The following is an 18,312-nucleotide window of genomic DNA, read 5'->3' on the forward strand; positions in this document are numbered from 1 at the left end:
AGCATATGATGAAAAAGATATATACCCTAATACTAACGGCTTGTAGTTTAACTGCTTGTAACAATCTGTTAGATGAAATACCTGATAACCAAGTGCGCATAGATACTCCCGAAAAAGCGCGCCGCTTGCTTACTAATGCCTATCCTAAAAGTAGTGAAGCACTTATTAGTGAGTTATCATCAGACAATATAGATGATAATGGTACTATTATATCTAATGCAAACTACTTGAGTGTAGAGGCTTCGTATTGGCAGGTGATAAAAGAATACTCTAATAAAGATGGGTTACAAAACGTTTGGACAGCTCACTACCAAGCGATTAATACAGCTAATACAGCATTGGAAGCCCTTGAGAAGATGGGTAACTCTGCTGAAGTGAAAGCGAGCAAAGGAGAAGCCTTATTGGCAAGAGCTTATGCTCACTTTGTACTAGTTAATCTTTTTTCAAAACCTTATAATCTTACCACCAGCGCTACCGATTTGGGTATTCCTTATATGTTGCGTCCCGAAGAAAAACTTTTTCCTAAATACGATAGGGGTACTGTGGCTGAGGTATATGCCAAAATAGATGCAGACCTAACAGCAGGCTTACCACTGATAAACGATAGCTATTATAAAACGCCTAAATATCACTTCAATAAAAAAGCGGCTTATGCGTTTGCAGCACGTTTTTATTTGTACTATCAACAATGGCAAAAATCCTTAGATGCTGCTAATGTAGTACTAACTACTAATAATGCTACTACGGCAGGCTTATTGCGCAACTGGAGCGATTTTACCGATGCTAATAAAACTGGAGGAAAAGTATTTGGTAGGTTTGCAATTTACTATACTAAAGAAAGCCATATTGCTAATTTATTACTTTTACCTGTAAATTCAGATATTTCGGTTTTGTATTTCAATCCTTATACTGTTCGGTTTGTACATAATAGGCGTACTAATAGTGAAGAAACTTTGGTAACTGCCAATGTGTGGTATCAACAAAGACAATCAAGTACTAATTTTGTATTTAATTACTACTATTTTGAGCCTTTTATACCTACTAGTGCCCGAGCTGATGGGGTAGTACTGGATAAATTTCCTAAATTTACTGCTAAAACAGAAATGGGTGCCAACACAACAAAGAGTATAATGGTGCCTTTTACTACAGATGAAACGCTATTGGTGCGTGCAGAAGCTAAAATACATTTGCAACAATATCAAAGTGCCATTACCGACCTGAATATGTGGACGGCTAAATTTATAAAAAAAGATGTAACCATAGGAGGATATACCAGCAAGAACGAATTTACACAACAAGAAATTGTTGATTTTTATAACGGACTGGAATATTCATCTACAGCTACTAACAATGGTGCCACCCAGAAGAAACGTTTATCACCCTCATTTACAATAGTAAATGACGGTATACAAGAACCTTTATTACACTATGTACTACAATGTAGGCGTATCCTTACTTTGGGTGAAGGCTTACGCTGGCAAGATATACGCCGTTACAATATAGAAGTGGCTCGCTATGAGCGCGATAATAGTGATAGAAACCTTTCTACTATTAAAGCTATTTTGCCTCCTAACGACTTAAGACGCACGCTACAACTACCCGATGCAGCCATTGGGGCAGGGATGCAAGCAAACCCGAGATAACCTTTTAGAAATAATTTAAAAAAGAGACCGTTATGAGAAAAATAATATTTCCTTTGCTCGTTGCACTCAGCTTTATGGGCTGTGATAACGATGATATAATTCCTGAGGAGGTGATGAAAGAAAACGCTACTCCTCAACGCCCTTTGAATCCTCAAAACCGATTGGATAAATATTTAGACAAATACATTGCGGGACCTTACGGTATAGAGGTAGTGTATCGATTTCAAGATAAAAAGTTTATTAACCGAGAGTATCCCTATACACCTACACAATACGATAAGGCAGTAGAATTTGTAAATGTATTTAAATACTTATTCATAGAGCCTTATGTGAAAATTACTTCACAAAGGTTTTTGAAAGAACATTCTTTCAATACACTTGTATTGTTGGGACAGCCAGCTTTTAACACTGATGGCTCTAAAAATGTGGGACTTGCTATGGCAGGGACTAAAGTACACTTAACCGAGATAAACAACATAGAGCCTAATAATATTTATTGGCTAAACGATAACCTATTGGTTACGCTATACCACGAAAATTCGCATACATTACACCAATCGGTGTTGTATGGTACTGATTATGAAAAAATATCACTAAACGACTACCAAGGAGGTAATTGTTTTTCTTACTGGGGAAGTACTAAGGATTATTTGAAAGCAGGATTTATTACAGCTTATTCGAGCTTTGACCACGATGAGGATTTTGTAGAGTTATTGGCACGTTATATAGTGTATTACAATGCTTCGTTGGACTGTGGTTGTGCTACCAGCGATAGCAGTTTGGATACCGATGGAGATGGTTTTGACGATGCGTTATATACAGCTTGGAAAGCTAAGTTTGTAAACTATGGTAATACAGCAGGTTATGAGTCGGCAAGTGTATGGGAAGAGGTGTTAGCAGAAGCTAATGTAAAAATAAGGGATACAGAACGATATACAGGTAAAGAAAAGATAGAGCAAAAAATGGCTATTATGAAACAATATCTTAGCAACACTTGGAATATCAATCTTGATGAGTTTCGCGCTGAAATACGCAGTCGTTATCCTTATGTAGCAGGAAAGACTTTTGACGGTGTGCCTGTACAAAGAAAAGATTTTTCAATTTTAAATGACAATTAACGATGAAAAGATATATATACATAGCATTTGCTCTTCTCACTTTTACGAGCTGTGATTATAAAGAAAAAGAATTGTTTAGCAAGAAACCATCGGAACGGAGTGTGGAAGTGCTACAAACTTATAAGGACTTATTGGAAACTCCTGGTACCTATTGGGTGCTAACGAGTTACCCAGGTGTAAATAATACAGCTTTTTGGGCATACCCATATAATCCTACTGTTTTTGCAACTGAACGAGACTATCCTCGCTACCCTCGTAGCATAGGTGGATATAGCACTGTATTAAAGTTTAACGAAGGAATGGTAACCTCCTCATCGGAAGTGAAAGCTAATAATAATGAGAGTAGTTCATACTTTAGCTATACAACTACAGAGGGACCTACTTTGAGTTTTGAAACTTATGATAGTTCACTACACCATTTTTCATACGTTACAAATAATTTTCCTTCAGGACGAGGAGGAGAAACAGAATTTGTAATCTTGAAAGAAGAAAATGGGGTTTTAATGTTGAGAGGGAGAAAATCTAACAACCTTGCGACTTTGAAAAAATTAGAAGGGAATAGGGAGAGTTTTTTGAATAAGTTACGTGAGAACACAAATACATTAAAAAACAAGGCATTAACTCCTATTATGGCAAATGGTACTGAAGTAACGCTGAAATTTTTCTCTAGTTATAGGCAACTTGCTTTTTTGTGGGATAATAATCAGAAATATGACCAAAGAGCCTTTGCTATTACTGAAAAAGGGTTTAAGCTTTACGAACCTATAACTATCAATGGAGTTACCTTTAGTGAATTTTATATTAATGATACTAAAACAGGACTTACTACGGCAGATGGTTCTATAAGTATTAATTTTGTAAATCCTGCTTTTATTCCTACTAATAATGCACATAGGATAAATTTTTTAACGGGATGGGTATCGCCAAGTTTACTAACCTATTTCAACAGACGAAAGAGAGCTATTACAAGAGAGTTTGGTAGTAATTTTGTGTTATCGGATGCACTTTATTTTTTACCATTATCGGTGGGGAATGACGGTACAAGTGTATCACAATTTTATGCTGAAGTGAGTGGTTATACTTGTTATTACGAATCGGAATTTGTGGGGATAGCAGGGAAGCCGAACCAAGTGGAGATACTTTTTAGAGATACTTTGGAGAAAGAATACAATAGTTTGTACTTTTTTTCAAGTGTAAAAAGTTTGTTTTTGCAGTTGGCGAAGTTCAGTCCGTATACGGTAGAAGACCAGCAAAATGGTTACTATTTATTTACGAGTGCGCGTAATAGTGAAGTGTGGTTTTATGTGGCACAATAAGTTGCTAAAAAAATATTATTTTAGCCAAAAAAAATGCTAAAAATATTTTGTTATTAAAAAATATATGCGTACATTTGCAGCATATTTAGGAGATAGAGTTAAACGCACAATAAAAGGTGCTTTTTAGGTGAAAGTTTGAAAAAAGTTTTGGTAAAAGAATTTTGTGAGTTGGCTCTATTTCATATTCGCAGTAAGTTTCTTTTTAGGAAATTTGCGAGATTGAGGGATTGTAAATTACAGATTTCTAAATAAATTGAGACATTATGAGTAATTCAAAAACACTTTCCGTAGATAAATACGGAATTAAGAATGCTAATGTTCGTTACCAACTTTCAGCTGACGAACTACACCAAGAAACTTTAGACAAGAAATTGGGAGTTGAGGCTTCGTCAGGAGCAATTGCCATTAACACTGGTAAGTTTACAGGTCGTTCGCCTAAAGACCGTTTTATTGTAAAAGACGACATCACAAAAGACCGTGTGTGGTGGGGCGACATCAACATTCCTTTTGATGCCGACAAGTTTGACAAACTATATGACAAGGTTGTGGCTTACCTTTCATCAAAGGAAATTTATGTGCACGATGGTTATGTGTGTGCAGATCCTAAGTATCGCACAAACATTCGTACGATTACAGAACTTCCTTGGAGCAATCTTTTTGCCTTTAATATGTTTTTGCGCATAGAGGATAGTGAATTGGCTTCATTTAAAGAAGATTGGTTGGTGGTGAATGCACCAGGTTTTCTTGCAGACCCAGCAGTAGATGGAACTCGCCAAGCTAACTTTGCAATTCTTAACTTTACTAAAAAGATTGCCTTGATAGGTGGTACTGGTTATACAGGAGAAATTAAGAAAGGTATCTTCTCGGCTATGAACTTTGAATTGCCTGTGTTCCGCAACACTATGCCAATGCACTGTTCTGCTAACGTGGGTAAAGATGGTGATACTGCTATCTTCTTTGGTTTGTCTGGTACCGGGAAAACTACCCTTTCAGCAGACCCTAACCGTCACTTAATAGGTGATGACGAGCACGGATGGACTCCTGAAAATACAGTGTTTAACTTTGAAGGAGGTTGCTATGCTAAAGTAGTAGACCTTACAGCAGAAAAAGAACCTGAAATTTTTGGAGCTATTAAGAAAGGAGCTATCCTTGAAAACGTAATTATGGATGAAAAAGGAGTGGTAGATTTTGCTCGTACAGACATTACTGAAAACACTCGTGTTTCATATCCTATTTACCACATTGCTAACATACAACCAGGTTCAATAGGACATAATCCTAAAAATATTTTCTTCCTTACTTTTGATGCTTATGGGGTATTGCCTCCAATTTCAAAATTAACCCCTGAGCAAGCAGCTTATCAGTTTGTATCGGGCTATACTTCAAAAGTAGCTGGTACTGAGGTAGGTATTACTACACCACAAAAAACGTTCTCAGCTTGTTTTGGAGCGGCATTTATGCCATTGCACCCAGCTGAATACGGAAAACGTTTGGCAAGCAAAATTAAAGAGACTGGCGTGAACGTATGGTTGGTGAACACTGGTTACAACGGAAAAATGAAAAGATGTAGCCTAAAAGATACTCGTGCGCTTATTACAGCAGCACTTAACGGCAAATTAAATAACGTTGAGTACAAGAAATTGCCTATCTTTGGTTTTGAAGTACCACAAGCTTGCGAAGGGGTATCAGACCAAAGCATTTTGAACCCAGAAAACACTTGGGAAGACAAAGGACAATTCAATGCAAAACTAAAAGAATTGGCAGAATCATTCGTAGAAAACTTCAAAAAGAAAAACTTTGCTGAAGGAGCGGATGCTGATGTATTGGCAGGTGCGCCTAAATTGTAATTTTTGTTTTGCCTTATAAACTAAAAAAAGCTGTTGCTACACAAAGCAGCAGCTTTTTTCTTTATCACTTTGGCACAGTTGTTGCCTAATAGATTAAGGATAAACACTAAAACAAAGAATATGATAAAGAATTATGCAAATGTAGTATCAGCCGCTATATTGGGTGGTGCTTTAACCTTAGGAGGTTACAAAATTTTTATAGACAAACAAGATGCAAAACAGTCGGCACTTGAATTATTGTCACGTCCGGCAATTGTACAAACGAATCATACGACCCCAAATAAGGCGGTGCTGGGCGAAACAAACTTTGTGGATGCTGCCAATAAAACTGTGAATAGTGTGGTGCACGTGAAAAATACGGTGAAATCACAAGGGAATATTACCTCTATCTTTGATCTTTTTTACGGCAATAGAGGAGGAGAACAAACACAAGTGGGTACGGGTTCTGGAGTGATAATCACGCCTGACGGCTATATAGTAACAAACAATCACGTGATTGCTAACGCAACTACCCTAGAGGTAACTTTAAACAACAACAAAACGTATACTGCAAAACTTATAGGAACAGATACATCATCGGATATAGCTTTACTAAAAATTGAAGCTGAAGAAAAATTACCTTTCCTTACTTTTGCCGACTCTGATAATACTCAAGTAGGGGAGTGGGTGCTGGCAGTGGGAAATCCTTTTAACCTAAACTCAACAGTTACTGCGGGGATTATCAGTGCTAAAGCACGTAATATCAGTGAACGAGGAAGTGATAAAATAGAATCGTTTATACAAACAGATGCCGTAGTAAATATGGGAAATAGTGGTGGTGCCTTGGTAAACCTAAATGGCGACCTGATAGGTATCAATACGGCTATTTCATCAACTACGGGGGTGTATATGGGATATTCGTTTGCAGTGCCAAGTAATATTGCTAAAAAAGTAGTGGAAGACCTTATAGAATACGGTAACGTACAACGAGGTGTAATGGGGGTACGTGGTACTGATTTGGATTCGGAAAGTGCTAAAAAGCTGAATATCAAAGACACAGAAGGTTTTTACATAGAAACAGTAGAGGAAGATTCGGGAGCAGGCAAGGTTGGGCTTAAAAAAGGTGATATTATCAAGCAGATAGATAATGTAACAATACACAAATATTCAGACCTTAGTGGCTATATAGCTTCTAAACGACCTGGTGATGTGTTAAAAGTTATTTATGAGCGCAATGGCAAGAATCAAACTGCCAATATTACTCTGATGAAGAATAGTACTTATGTGCTTAATGCTTTAGGCTTGGAGGTAAAGAACTTATCGGAAGCAGACCAAAAACGTTTTAAAACTAAAACGGGAGTTAAAATAACGGGAGCTTCGCAATTTTACGAGTACAACAACCTTAGTATTGTAGGAAAAGTACTACTTTCAGTGAATGGTAAGAGCTTCAAAGATGTAGATGAGCTCAAAAACATAATGGGAAGTTTGTCATCTAACAGTCGTAATTCATTAGAATTGTTAAATGATAGAGGCGAAAAAGAGCGGTTCTTCTTTTAAATGAATGAAATAAGGCTATACAAGAGTGTTGGAAAATCTTGTATAGCCTTATTTTTTTAACAAAACAAAAGGTTAAATATTTGGTAATATTGAGATAAATGTTATAAATTTGCAGTCGGAAAAAAGCTAACAATAAAAACATTAATCTTTTAAACTATAATGAACAACATTATTATCAACCCTTATTACACACTTATTATTGCTACTCTTGTGCTATTGGTAGGACGCTTATTGGTAGGGAAAATAAAATTACTACAGAACTTTAATATTCCTGAGCCAGTAGCTGGAGGGTTATTGGCTGCTGTTATTATCTATCTGCTGTATCTTAAATACAAGATTTCGTTAGACTTTAATACGAATCTGCAAGATGCCTTTATGTTGTTTTTCTTTTCGTCTATTGGGCTTAGTGCCGATTTCTCCCGACTAAAAGCAGGTGGTAAAGGGCTTATCATTTTTTTAGGAGTAGTAGCACTATTTATCGTAGTACAAAACTCGGTAGGGGTAGGGCTGGCGAGTGCATTGGGGCAAAATCCTATTATGGGCTTGATAACAGGTTCTATCACCCTGACTGGAGGTCACGGTACGGCAGGTGCGTGGGGCAAGATATTGGAGACAGACTATGGCATTAAAGGGGCAACTGGTCTTGGTATGGCTTCGGCTACCTTTGGCTTGATACTTGGTGGACTGATAGGAGGGCCTGTGGCACGCAAGTTGGTGAACAAAATAGGGAGAAAACCTATCACAGATAAAACAGCTACCGATAATGCTGTAGATACTGTGGTGGAAGTGTTTGAAAATTCGGGAAAACAACGCCTTATTACTTCAAAATCGGCGATAGAGACAATGGCACTTTTTGCAGCTTGCTTATCATTTTCGGCTATAATGGTTTCGCCTACTGTGACAGCTTATTTACCCGAAAAATTTACTATCCCACAATTTGTATGGGCTTTATTCTTTGGGGTATTCTTACGCAATGTACTTACTAATGCTTTCAAAGTGAATATGTTTGACCGTGCTATAGATGTATTTGGCAATGCTTCACTAAGTTTGTTTTTAGGGATTGCTCTTTTAAACTTAAAACTTTGGACATTATTAGATATAGCTGTTCCGATGCTTATCATCTTGGTGATACAAACTTTTGTAATGTGTACTTATGCTTATTTTGTAACTTTCCGCCTGATGGGGGCTGATTACGATGCAGCGGTACTCTGCGCAGGGCATTGTGGTTTTGGCTTAGGGGCTACCCCTACGGCAGTGGCTAATATGCAGTCGGTTACTGAGTGTTTTGGTACTTCCCATAAAGCTTTTTTGATAGTACCGATGGTAGGAGCTTTTTTTATAGACTTTATTAATGCCTTTATCTTGACTACTTTTATAGGTTTCTTAGGATAAAAATAAAAAAAATTGCTTTTTATTTTCTTATTAATATAATCTTTTGTAATTTTACCGCCTGAATAATTAATTATTAATATTTGTATGGATAAAATGATGTTATATCTACCGTTAGTCCTTGCTATTCTGGGACTTATCTTTATGATTACAAAGGCTTTGTGGGTGAACAAGCAAACCACAGGCAACGAACGAATGCAAAGCATCTCTAAAAGTATCAAAGAAGGTGCAATGGCATTCCTTAATGCTGAATACCGTATTTTAGGTATTTTTGTGGTGATAGCCGCTATATCCTTATTTATTGTTTCGCGTGTGGTGGAGACTTCTCACTGGCTTATTGTGGTAGCTTTTGTGTGTGGAGCGTTCTTCTCTGCCTTAGCCGGAAACATAGGTATGCGTATTGCTACCAACTCTAATGTGCGTACTACAGAAGCAGCACGCACTAGTTTGCCAAAAGCCTTAAAAGTATCATTTGGAGGTGGTACTGTAATGGGATTGGGAGTAGCAGGTTTGGCTGTATTGGGTTTGAGCTTGTTTTTCATTCTCTTTGTAAACACCTTTATAGAAGGAGGCAAACCTTTTTATGATGAAATGACCCTTGTACTTGAAGCTTTGGCTGGTTTCTCATTAGGAGCTGAGTCTATTGCGCTTTTTGCTCGTGTGGGAGGAGGTATCTATACCAAAGCTGCTGACGTAGGGGCTGACCTTGTAGGGAAAGTAGAAGCAGGTATCCCTGAAGACGACCCTCGTAACCCTGCTACTATTGCTGATAACGTAGGTGATAACGTAGGTGACGTAGCAGGTATGGGTGCTGACCTATTTGGTTCATACGTGGCTACCGTACTTGCCTCAATGGTATTGGGTAACTACGTAATCAAAGATATGGCGATGAGCAATGGAGGTGCCTTTACAGACAACTTCGGCAATATGGGGCCTATACTTTTACCTTTGGTAATTGCAGGGGTAGGTATTGTAGCTTCTATCATCGGTACTTTCTTCGTAGGTATCAAAAATAATGAAGCTAAAGAAAAACAAGTACAAAGCTCGCTAAACACAGGTAACTATGTAGCTTTAGGGCTTACTTTGGTAGCTTGTTTCTTCCTAATTAAATATATGCTTCCTGAAACTATTCAGATGAGTTTCTTTGGAGAAGGAGTGAAGGAAATACCAAGTATTAATGTATTCTATGCTACTATTGTAGGTTTAGCTGTAGGGTTACTTATTTCTACTATTACTGAATACTTTACTGCTTTGGGTAAAAAACCTGTATTGAATATTGTGCGTAACTCTTCAACTGGTGCAGCTACTAACATTATAGCAGGTTTGGCTACTGGTATGAAATCAACCTTTGGTTCTGTATTGCTTTTTGCAGTAGCAATTTGGGGCTCTTATGCCTTAGCAGGTTTCTACGGGGTTGCGATTGCAGCTTCGGCAATGATGGCTACTACTGCTATGCAATTGGCTATTGATGCTTTTGGGCCTATTGCTGACAATGCAGGAGGGGTGGCTGAAATGAGTGAACTACCCAAAGAAGTACGTCAACGTACAGATATTTTAGACTCAGTAGGTAATACTACTGCTGCTGTAGGTAAAGGCTTTGCAATTGCTTCTGCAGCTCTTACAGCCTTAGCATTGTTTGCCGCTTATGTTACCTTTACAGGTATTGATGGTATTAATATCTTCAAAGCAGATGTATTGGCAGCGTTGTTTATTGGAGGTATGATTCCGGTAATTTTCTCAGCCTTGGCAATGCAATCAGTAGGAAAAGCGGCTATGGATATGGTAAACGAAGTACGCCGTCAGTTCCGCGAAATCCCAGGTATTATGGAAGGTAAGGGTACACCAGAGTACGGCAGATGTGTGGATATTTCTACTAAAGCCGCTTTGCGTGAAATGATGTTGCCTGGAGCAATTACTATTATCACCCCTATCATTATTGGTTTTGTAATGGGAGCTGAAGCTTTAGGTGCTTATATGGCTGGGGTAGCTGTATCGGGTGTAGTATGGGCAATCTTCCAAAATAATGCTGGTGGTGCTTGGGATAACGCTAAGAAATCATTTGAAGCAGGGGTAGAAATCAACGGACAAATGACCTACAAAGGTTCTGATGCTCATAAAGCAGCTGTAACTGGTGATACTGTAGGTGACCCATTCAAAGATACTTCAGGCCCTTCAATGAATATCCTTATTAAACTAACTTGTTTGGTAGGTTTGGTTATTGCTCCTATTTTGGGCGGACATACCGCTGATGCAAATATTATACCTCCAGAAGCAGCAGAGCTTCAACAAAGTGAAACTATAGAAACAGTTGAAACTCCTGTAGCTGAAGGTATGCTTAATGCTGATGGTAATTATGAGTATAACGTAGGTAATTTATTTGAATTGATTCTTCTTGACAATACAATGTTAGAAGTAGGTGAAAATTCATCTGAGGCTCACCTTGTAAAATTATTGGAAGATAAAAACCTTACTACTCCAGAACAATTCAAAGATAATTGGATTACTTTGGATAGAACTTACTTCAAAACAGGTAGTGACGAACTTACTGAAGGTTCAGAACAACAATTAAAAAACATTGTAGCTATATTGAAAGCTTATCCTAATGCGGCTATCCGTTTAGGAGGTTACACTGATAATACAGGTAGTGCTGAAGGTAACTTAAAACTTTCTGAAAGGCGCGCTAATTCGGTGTTAAACAAATTGGTAGTATTGGGTGCTAACAAAGCACAGTTGAGTGCTCAAGGTTATGGAGCAGAACACCCCATATGTCCTGCTAATGATACTGATGAATGCAAAGCAAAAAACAGGCGTATAGATGTGCGTTTGACAGCTAAGTAATAAATTTTAGTTAAACAAAAAAGGGGCGGATTGATGAAATTCGTCCCTATTTTTAAAACCAAACAGACTATGAAAAAACAACTCTTTTCGGCACTACTATTTACTGCTTTAGTAGGCTGTAACTCTTCTGAAAACCAAAAGAAAATGACAGAGAATATAGATAATAATCCGCTACTTGTAGAAAGTACCTTGCCATACGGAGCTCCAGACTTCTCAAAGATAAAAGATGAGCATTATCGTCCTGCACTTCTTAAAGGAATGGCATTGCAAAACGAGCGTATAGCTGCTATCGCTAATAGCAACGAAGCACCTACTTTTGAAAATACTATCATTGCGTTAGAAAAAAGTGGAGTGGAATTGGAACGAGCTTCAGCAGTATTCAACGCTCTAACAGAAGCACATACCAACGACACACTGAAAGTATTGCAAAAAGAGCTCTCACCTAAGTTTGCTGAACACGCTGATGGTATTCACTTAAACGAAAAGCTTTTTGCACGTATTAAAGCCTTATACAATAAACGTGAGAGCTTGCAATTAGACCCTGAGTCGCTTAAATTATTGGAGAATTACTATGAAGATTTTGAGGTAGCAGGAGCGAATTTATCGGCTGCTGATAAAGAAACTCTTAAAAAGTATAATAGTGAGTTAGCTTCTTTGGAGACTGATTTCAATCAAACACTTTTAGAAGGTTCGTTGGCAGCAGCGCAAACTATTAATGGTAAAAAAATAGCTATTGTAAATACTACCCAGCAACCCCTTCTTAGTGAATTAGCTGACCGCAATCAGCGCAAACAACTATTTGAAGCAGCTTGGAATCGTACCGATGGCGGCGCTCATAATACTAACGACATCTTAAAGCGCATTGCCCTACTTCGCGCTAAAAAAGCAGCACTTTTAGGTTTTAAAAACTATGCCGAGTGGAGTTTGCAACGCACAATGGCAAAAACACCTGCTGCTATTGCCCAGTTTTTTAAAGATTTAGTACCAGCTTCAGTAGGAAAAGCTAAAGCTGAAGCAAAAGAAATACAAGCACAAATTGCTAAAACAGGAGGTAATTTCAGCTTAGAACCTTATGATTGGAACTTCTATGCCGAGCAAGTACGCAAAGCTAAATACGACCTCGATGAGAATGAGATAAAACCATACTTCGAGTTGAAAAATGCCCTTGAAAATGGCGTGTTTTACGCAGCTACTAAGCTTTATGGTATTACTTTTAAAGAACGCAAAGATATACCTGTATATCACCCTGATGTATTAGTATATGAACTTTTTGAAGAGAATGGTACTCCATTAGGGCTTTTCTACGGCGATTTCTTTGCTCGTGAGAGCAAACGCGGTGGTGCGTGGATGAGTAACTTTGTAAATCAATCTAAGTTATTGAATACCAAACCCGTTATTTACAATGTATGCAACTACGTAAAACCCGCCGATGGCAAACCCGCTTTGCTTACTTATGACGAGCTTACAACCCTTTTCCACGAGTTTGGACACGCATTACACGGATTCTTTGCCAATCAGCAGTACGCAAGCCTATCAGGCACTGCCGTAGCACGCGATTTTGTAGAGTTTCCTTCACAATTCAATGAACATTGGGCTTTATATCCTGATATTCTTAAGAATTATGCAGTACACTATCAAACTAAACAACCTATTCCGCAAGCTCTTATTGATAAAATAAAGAAAGCAAGCACTTTTAACGAAGGCTATGCTTTTACCGAAGTATTAGCAGCCTCTAATTTAGACCTACAATGGCACACTATCCCAGCAGATACTATTATCAGTAATGTAAATGATTTTGAGAAAACAGCCCTTGAGAAGACAGGCTTATGGGTGAAAGAAGTACCACCAAGATACCGCTCTTCTTACTTTGCTCATATTTTTGGAGGTGGTTATGGTGCTGGCTATTACTCTTACCAATGGACAGAAATGCTCTGCCACGATGCCTACCAATGGTTTGAAGAAAACGGAGGACTTACCCGTGCGAATGGACAACGCTTCAGAGATTTGATTCTCTCTAAAGGCAATACAATGGATTACGAAAAAATGTATCTCAGTTTCAGAGGAAAAGCCCCAGCTATTGAACCACTACTCAAAGCACGCGGACTAAAATAATACCCATTTAAGAAGTAATAAGCCGACTTATCAATTACAGATAAATCGGCTTATTTATTTGTTAATCAGTATATGATTTTACTACTTTTCTAATAGCACGCTCACACACAGGGCAAAAACCTTTAGGTTCATTAGATTTCATACGACAATCCTGCATTGGGCTATATACCCCTTTGCTCACATAGCCACCACCTTCAAAAGCCCCTACTACATTTTTATATTTATCAGTACGAGGAGTAGGTATTGGAGTCTTTTTGGCAACCATATCCTTCCATTTACTACCAAAATCAACCAAAGTAGTAATATTCTCTTCCCAAGGCTCTAATGAGTGATTATAAGTATCCTGAAAAGTAGTATCCCATTCATAGTAATACTCATCGGCAAGCGCTACAAATCCGTGTCCAAATTCGTGTATATACACCTTGTCCGAAAGTTCATTATCAGCCGTACACAAGTTCAGGTTGTTATAAAATCCACCCCCACCATATATAGGAGTATTTACCAGTACATATAGCTGGTCATAAGGCACAAGAGCTGCCGCATCAGCTATTTCTTTAAGGCTATTTGTAGTAAGGTAACGCTCTTGGTTAAAAGTGTAGAACGAAGAATTAAAAGCAGTATTTCGGTAGATATTCTTGCCTGGTACATCAGTTCCACTTTCCTCCGAAGGCACTGCAATAGCATACACATTAAAATCTTTTTTAAGATCATCAAAAGGAGGGATTGTAAACATATAATCAGTCATACGCTGTGCATCAGCATAAAACTTTTCTATTTCATCTTTTGTGTAACCTTCAGCCAAAATAGCAATATCCACCTTTTTAGCAGCCTCGCCGTTGTACAATAGTTTTTTAAAAGGGTAAGCCACCTGTTTTTCTTCCTTAATAAAATAATCAGCAGGGTCTATCTTGCGCTTCGCGATATTTACAAATACCATTTCGTTATTACGCCTATCAATGTGCAAAGTAAGCTCTTTTTTTGGAAAAGGAATTTGAATAGCGTGGTAAAACAAACGTTTTTCACCCTTAGACTCGTCTATCGTAGCCCATTCGTTTGAAAGGGAATTAAACCCCTTTGAAAAAACCAATTTATCACCGTCAAACACCTGCAAACGCAAGTTTCCTAAGTTAGGAGCGATAAGATTAGTTTGTGCCCCTCCCCAATGTGGTTCTTTCTTCAACTGCTGAAAAAGCACCTCCGTTTGGTAAGCATCCGTAAGCAAGTTAAAGTCAATGCGGAGACTTTTGCTAAAGTCAAATACGGCATCGGGTTGCGCCCAAATACACTGGGCAAATAGTAATAAAAAAAATAAATGTTTCATAAAATATTGATATATTAAAAAAAATTAGTACATTTGCATTGATTATCAACCTCCTTTATTATTTATCAACGCTCTTTGGCGTGCCAAAGATAATAATAAAAAAAATAATACCAAAACAAAATGAAACATATCGCTGTTTTTAGACTATCAGCTATGGGCGATGTAGCTATCAGTGTTCCTGTAATCACAGCTTTCGCAGAGCAATATCCTGAGGTAAAAATCACTTACCTTACACGCCCTCTTTTTACCCCTATGTTCTCTCATATACCTAATTTAGAGGTATTTACACCCGAACTTACAGGTAAGCACGCAGGACTTTGTGGGCTCTATAGGCTCTTCAAAGAACTTGTTAATAAAGATATTGACGGCGTTGCCGACATCCATAACGTATTGCGCACCAATATACTAAAACTCTATTTTAAAACCACCAAAATACCCTTTGCCCAAATAGACAAAGGACGAATTGAAAAACAAGCACTCACTCGCTATAAATTCAAGAATTTTAAACAACTAAAACCTTCCTATCAACGTTATGCCGATGTGTTTGCCGCTTTGGGTTTCCCCATAGATTTGTCCGATGACTACCTATTACCCCCCCCTGAACTGAGCAAAACCGTACAAGAGCTACTAAATAACGAACTTGCTATAGGCGTAGCCCCTTTTGCCTCTTTTCAAGGCAAGCAATACCCCTTTAGTAAAATGTGCGAAGTAATTAATACCCTTAGCCAGCGTTATCCAAAAGCTACTATTTACCTTTTTGGAGGTGGAAAAAATGAAGCCGACCAAATACAAAAAGTAAAATTAGATAGAGTCGTAAATATGGTGGGTAGGCTTTCATTCAAGCAAGAGTTGGAGCTAATATCTCGCCTTGACATAATGATAGCAATGGATAGCGGTAACGCACACCTTTCGGCTATGTATGGTGTCCCCACACTTACAATTTGGGGAGTTACACACCCCTATGCAGGATTTTATCCCTATGCACAACCGTTAAGTAATGCAATTTTAGCCGATAGAAACCTATTTCCATTAATACCCACCTCAGTTTATGGAAAAACCTACCCCAAAGGTTACGAAAAAGCGATAGAAACTATCACTGTAGATAGTATTGTCAATAAAGCAACCTCCATTCTTTCCTATGAAGCTATTAAAAATACCAATTTTATGTAATATAACCATTTAATAGTTTTGATATTGAAAAAGATTATTATTATCAACGGACCTAATCTCAACTTATTAGGTAAACGAGAGCCCGAAATCTATGGTGCTCAAACTTTTGAAATGTATTTTGACTCCTTGAAATCAAAATACAACCACTTGCACTTGCAGTATTACCAAAGCAATCACGAAGGCGATTTAATAGATAAACTTCACGAGGTAGGGTTTGATTATTGTGGGATTATACTCAATGCAGGAGCTTATACTCACACCTCTGTAGCCCTTGCCGATGCTATAAAAGCCATCACAACCCCCGTGATTGAAGTCCATATCTCTAATACCTTTGCACGCGAAACTTTTAGGCATCATTCCTATTTATCTCCAGTTGTAAAAGGTATCATAGTAGGCTTCGGATTACAAAGTTATGAATTAGCGTTAGATTATTTCAGCAAGTAAGCTATGAAAAAACAAAAACTCTATACCAAAAAACTAATTACTCCTGTAGGGCTATTGTTGGCAATGGCAACCGATAACGCTATTTGTTTGCTCGAATTTATGCACAACGATCATTGGTTACTCTCTAAAAGCCAAGTAATGCAATATCTAAATGGTACTGATAACCAAAAAGATACACCATTATTATTACAATTGGAAGAACAGCTAAAAGCATATTTTGCCAAAGAACTACAAAGCTTCAGTTTGCCTTTAGTACTCTCAGGTACACCTTTCCAAAAAGAGGTTTGGAACTACCTTCTTACAATCCCCTATGGTGAAACCCGATCCTACAAACAACAAGCCGAAGCAATAGACAAACCACAATCTTTCCGTGCCGTAGCCAATGCTAATGGTAAAAATCACATCTCCATCCTCATACCTTGTCATCGTGTTATCAGCTCCGATGGTAGTTTAGCAGGCTATGGAGGAGGTATTACCCGTAAAGAGTTTTTGTTGAACTTAGAAAAGAACTAAAATTGAACTTCAGAACAACCTTACAGCTTCCCCCAGCCCCTAAAAAAATTACTTATTACACCCCCATAGTAAGTATAGGCTCTTGTTTTGCCCAAAATATAGCCACTCGCTTTGCTTATTACAAGTTTCCCATTACAGCCAACCCCTTTGGCGTTCTTTTTCATCCTATAGCAATCCAAAAAGTTATACAAAGAGCCTTAGCACAACAACCCTACACCCCCGAAGACTTCTTTTTGCATAACGAACTATGGCACAGTTTCTCCCTTCATTCCGATATCAGTAAGCCTGAACTACAAGAAACAATCTCTTTTGCCAATACCCAGCAGAATAAATTGTACCAAGCCCTTAAAGAAGCGCAATTCTTCTTTATCACCTTTGGTACAGCTTGGGTATATACCCATAAAACAACCCGTGAAATGGTAGCCAACTGCCACAAAGTGCCACAAACACACTTCTCAAAACATCTCCTTTCAGTTGAAGAAATACAACAAAGTATATATCAGATAATTAGCAGTGTAAAAACCTTCAATCCCCATATAGAATGTATATGCACCATTTCCCCTGTACGACATCTCAAAGATGGCTTTTTAGAAAACCAAGTTAGCAAATCACACCTCTTTGCCGCACTCTATCCACTTATCAGTAAGCAAACCTGCCATTATTTTCCGTCCTACGAACTCTTATTAGACGAGTTACGTGATTATCGTTTTTATACAGATGATATGGTACACCCTTCCGAACTGGCAATCAACTATATATGGCAGCAATTAACAGCCACCTATATAGATACTGATACCCAAAAAACAATGAAACAAATAGATAATATTCAAAAAAGTTTAGCCCATCGCCCCTTCAACCCCCACACCGAGAGTCATAAAGCCTTCCAAGAGCAATTACAACAAAAAATAGCCGCCATTCAAGCCCAATACCCCCATATACAGTTTTAGTTATTTTCACTAACCCCCTTGTTGCTATAATCTTTACCAAAATTAATTTGCTATCACACCTACATTTTCAATAAACCTATTTAAAGCGAACCTTGAGCGAAGGTTGAGCGAAGGATAA

General features: G+C 38.0%; 13 protein-coding genes. 12 read left to right on the forward strand and 1 reads right to left on the reverse strand.

Annotated features, from left to right (window positions below; translation table 11 throughout):
- Positions 1-8 precede the first annotated feature (8 nt).
- The 8 genes from HMPREF9075_RS01575 (at position 9) to HMPREF9075_RS01610 (ending at position 13,799) form a co-directional block, all read left to right on the forward strand.
- On the forward strand, positions 9-1,643 hold the full coding sequence (locus HMPREF9075_RS01575) for a RagB/SusD family nutrient uptake outer membrane protein (protein ID WP_009751238.1): 1,635 nt from the start codon (positions 9-11) through the stop codon (positions 1,641-1,643).
- Between the two features lie 32 nt (positions 1,644-1,675).
- Positions 1,676-2,761, forward strand: coding sequence for a substrate import-associated zinc metallohydrolase lipoprotein (locus HMPREF9075_RS01580; protein ID WP_009751239.1), 1,086 nt, complete (start codon positions 1,676-1,678; stop codon positions 2,759-2,761).
- Positions 2,762-2,763: 2 nt separating this feature from the next.
- Positions 2,764-4,077, forward strand: a complete 1,314-nt coding sequence (locus HMPREF9075_RS01585; protein ID WP_009751240.1) for a DUF4302 domain-containing protein — start codon at positions 2,764-2,766, stop codon at positions 4,075-4,077.
- Positions 4,078-4,340: 263 nt separating this feature from the next.
- Complete coding sequence (pckA, locus tag HMPREF9075_RS01590) at positions 4,341-5,924, forward strand: phosphoenolpyruvate carboxykinase (ATP) (RefSeq protein WP_009751241.1); 1,584 nt, start codon at positions 4,341-4,343, stop codon at positions 5,922-5,924.
- Between the two features lie 120 nt (positions 5,925-6,044).
- Complete coding sequence (locus HMPREF9075_RS01595; protein ID WP_009751242.1) at positions 6,045-7,460, forward strand: S1C family serine protease; 1,416 nt, start codon at positions 6,045-6,047, stop codon at positions 7,458-7,460.
- A 159-nt stretch (positions 7,461-7,619) separates the two neighbouring features.
- Positions 7,620-8,852, forward strand: coding sequence for a sodium/glutamate symporter (gene gltS, locus HMPREF9075_RS01600; RefSeq protein ID WP_009751243.1), 1,233 nt, complete (start codon positions 7,620-7,622; stop codon positions 8,850-8,852).
- A gap of 84 nt (positions 8,853-8,936) precedes the next feature.
- Positions 8,937-11,687, forward strand: coding sequence for a sodium-translocating pyrophosphatase (locus HMPREF9075_RS01605; protein WP_009751244.1), 2,751 nt, complete (start codon positions 8,937-8,939; stop codon positions 11,685-11,687).
- 69 nt (positions 11,688-11,756) lie between these two features.
- On the forward strand, positions 11,757-13,799 hold the full coding sequence (locus HMPREF9075_RS01610; RefSeq protein ID WP_034556512.1) for a M3 family metallopeptidase: 2,043 nt from the start codon (positions 11,757-11,759) through the stop codon (positions 13,797-13,799).
- Positions 13,800-13,860: 61 nt separating this feature from the next.
- Here HMPREF9075_RS01610 and HMPREF9075_RS01615 read toward each other — a convergent pair whose 3' ends face one another.
- Positions 13,861-15,120: a M64 family metallopeptidase gene (locus HMPREF9075_RS01615; protein ID WP_009751246.1), complete on the reverse strand. Its 1,260-nt coding sequence runs from the start codon at positions 15,118-15,120 to the stop codon at positions 13,861-13,863.
- Positions 15,121-15,240: 120 nt separating this feature from the next.
- On the opposite strand from HMPREF9075_RS01615, the gene HMPREF9075_RS01620 reads away from it, so the two are divergent.
- From HMPREF9075_RS01620 to HMPREF9075_RS01635, 4 genes are read left to right on the forward strand one after another with little or no spacing between them, the layout of a single operon-like run.
- Positions 15,241-16,290 (forward strand): glycosyltransferase family 9 protein, encoded by a 1,050-nt coding sequence (locus tag HMPREF9075_RS01620; RefSeq protein ID WP_009751247.1) that lies wholly within the window; start codon positions 15,241-15,243, stop codon positions 16,288-16,290.
- Positions 16,291-16,314: 24 nt separating this feature from the next.
- Complete coding sequence (gene aroQ, locus HMPREF9075_RS01625; RefSeq protein ID WP_009751248.1) at positions 16,315-16,734, forward strand: type II 3-dehydroquinate dehydratase; 420 nt, start codon at positions 16,315-16,317, stop codon at positions 16,732-16,734.
- Between the two features lie 3 nt (positions 16,735-16,737).
- Positions 16,738-17,247, forward strand: coding sequence for a methylated-DNA--[protein]-cysteine S-methyltransferase (locus HMPREF9075_RS01630; RefSeq protein WP_009751249.1), 510 nt, complete (start codon positions 16,738-16,740; stop codon positions 17,245-17,247).
- Between the two features lie 2 nt (positions 17,248-17,249).
- Complete coding sequence (locus HMPREF9075_RS01635) at positions 17,250-18,194, forward strand: GSCFA domain-containing protein (RefSeq protein WP_009751250.1); 945 nt, start codon at positions 17,250-17,252, stop codon at positions 18,192-18,194.
- Positions 18,195-18,312 lie beyond the last annotated feature (118 nt).

Source organism: Capnocytophaga sp. oral taxon 332 str. F0381 (assembly GCF_000318275.2).
GTDB classification, from domain to species: Bacteria; Bacteroidota; Bacteroidia; order Flavobacteriales; family Flavobacteriaceae; genus Capnocytophaga; species Capnocytophaga bilenii.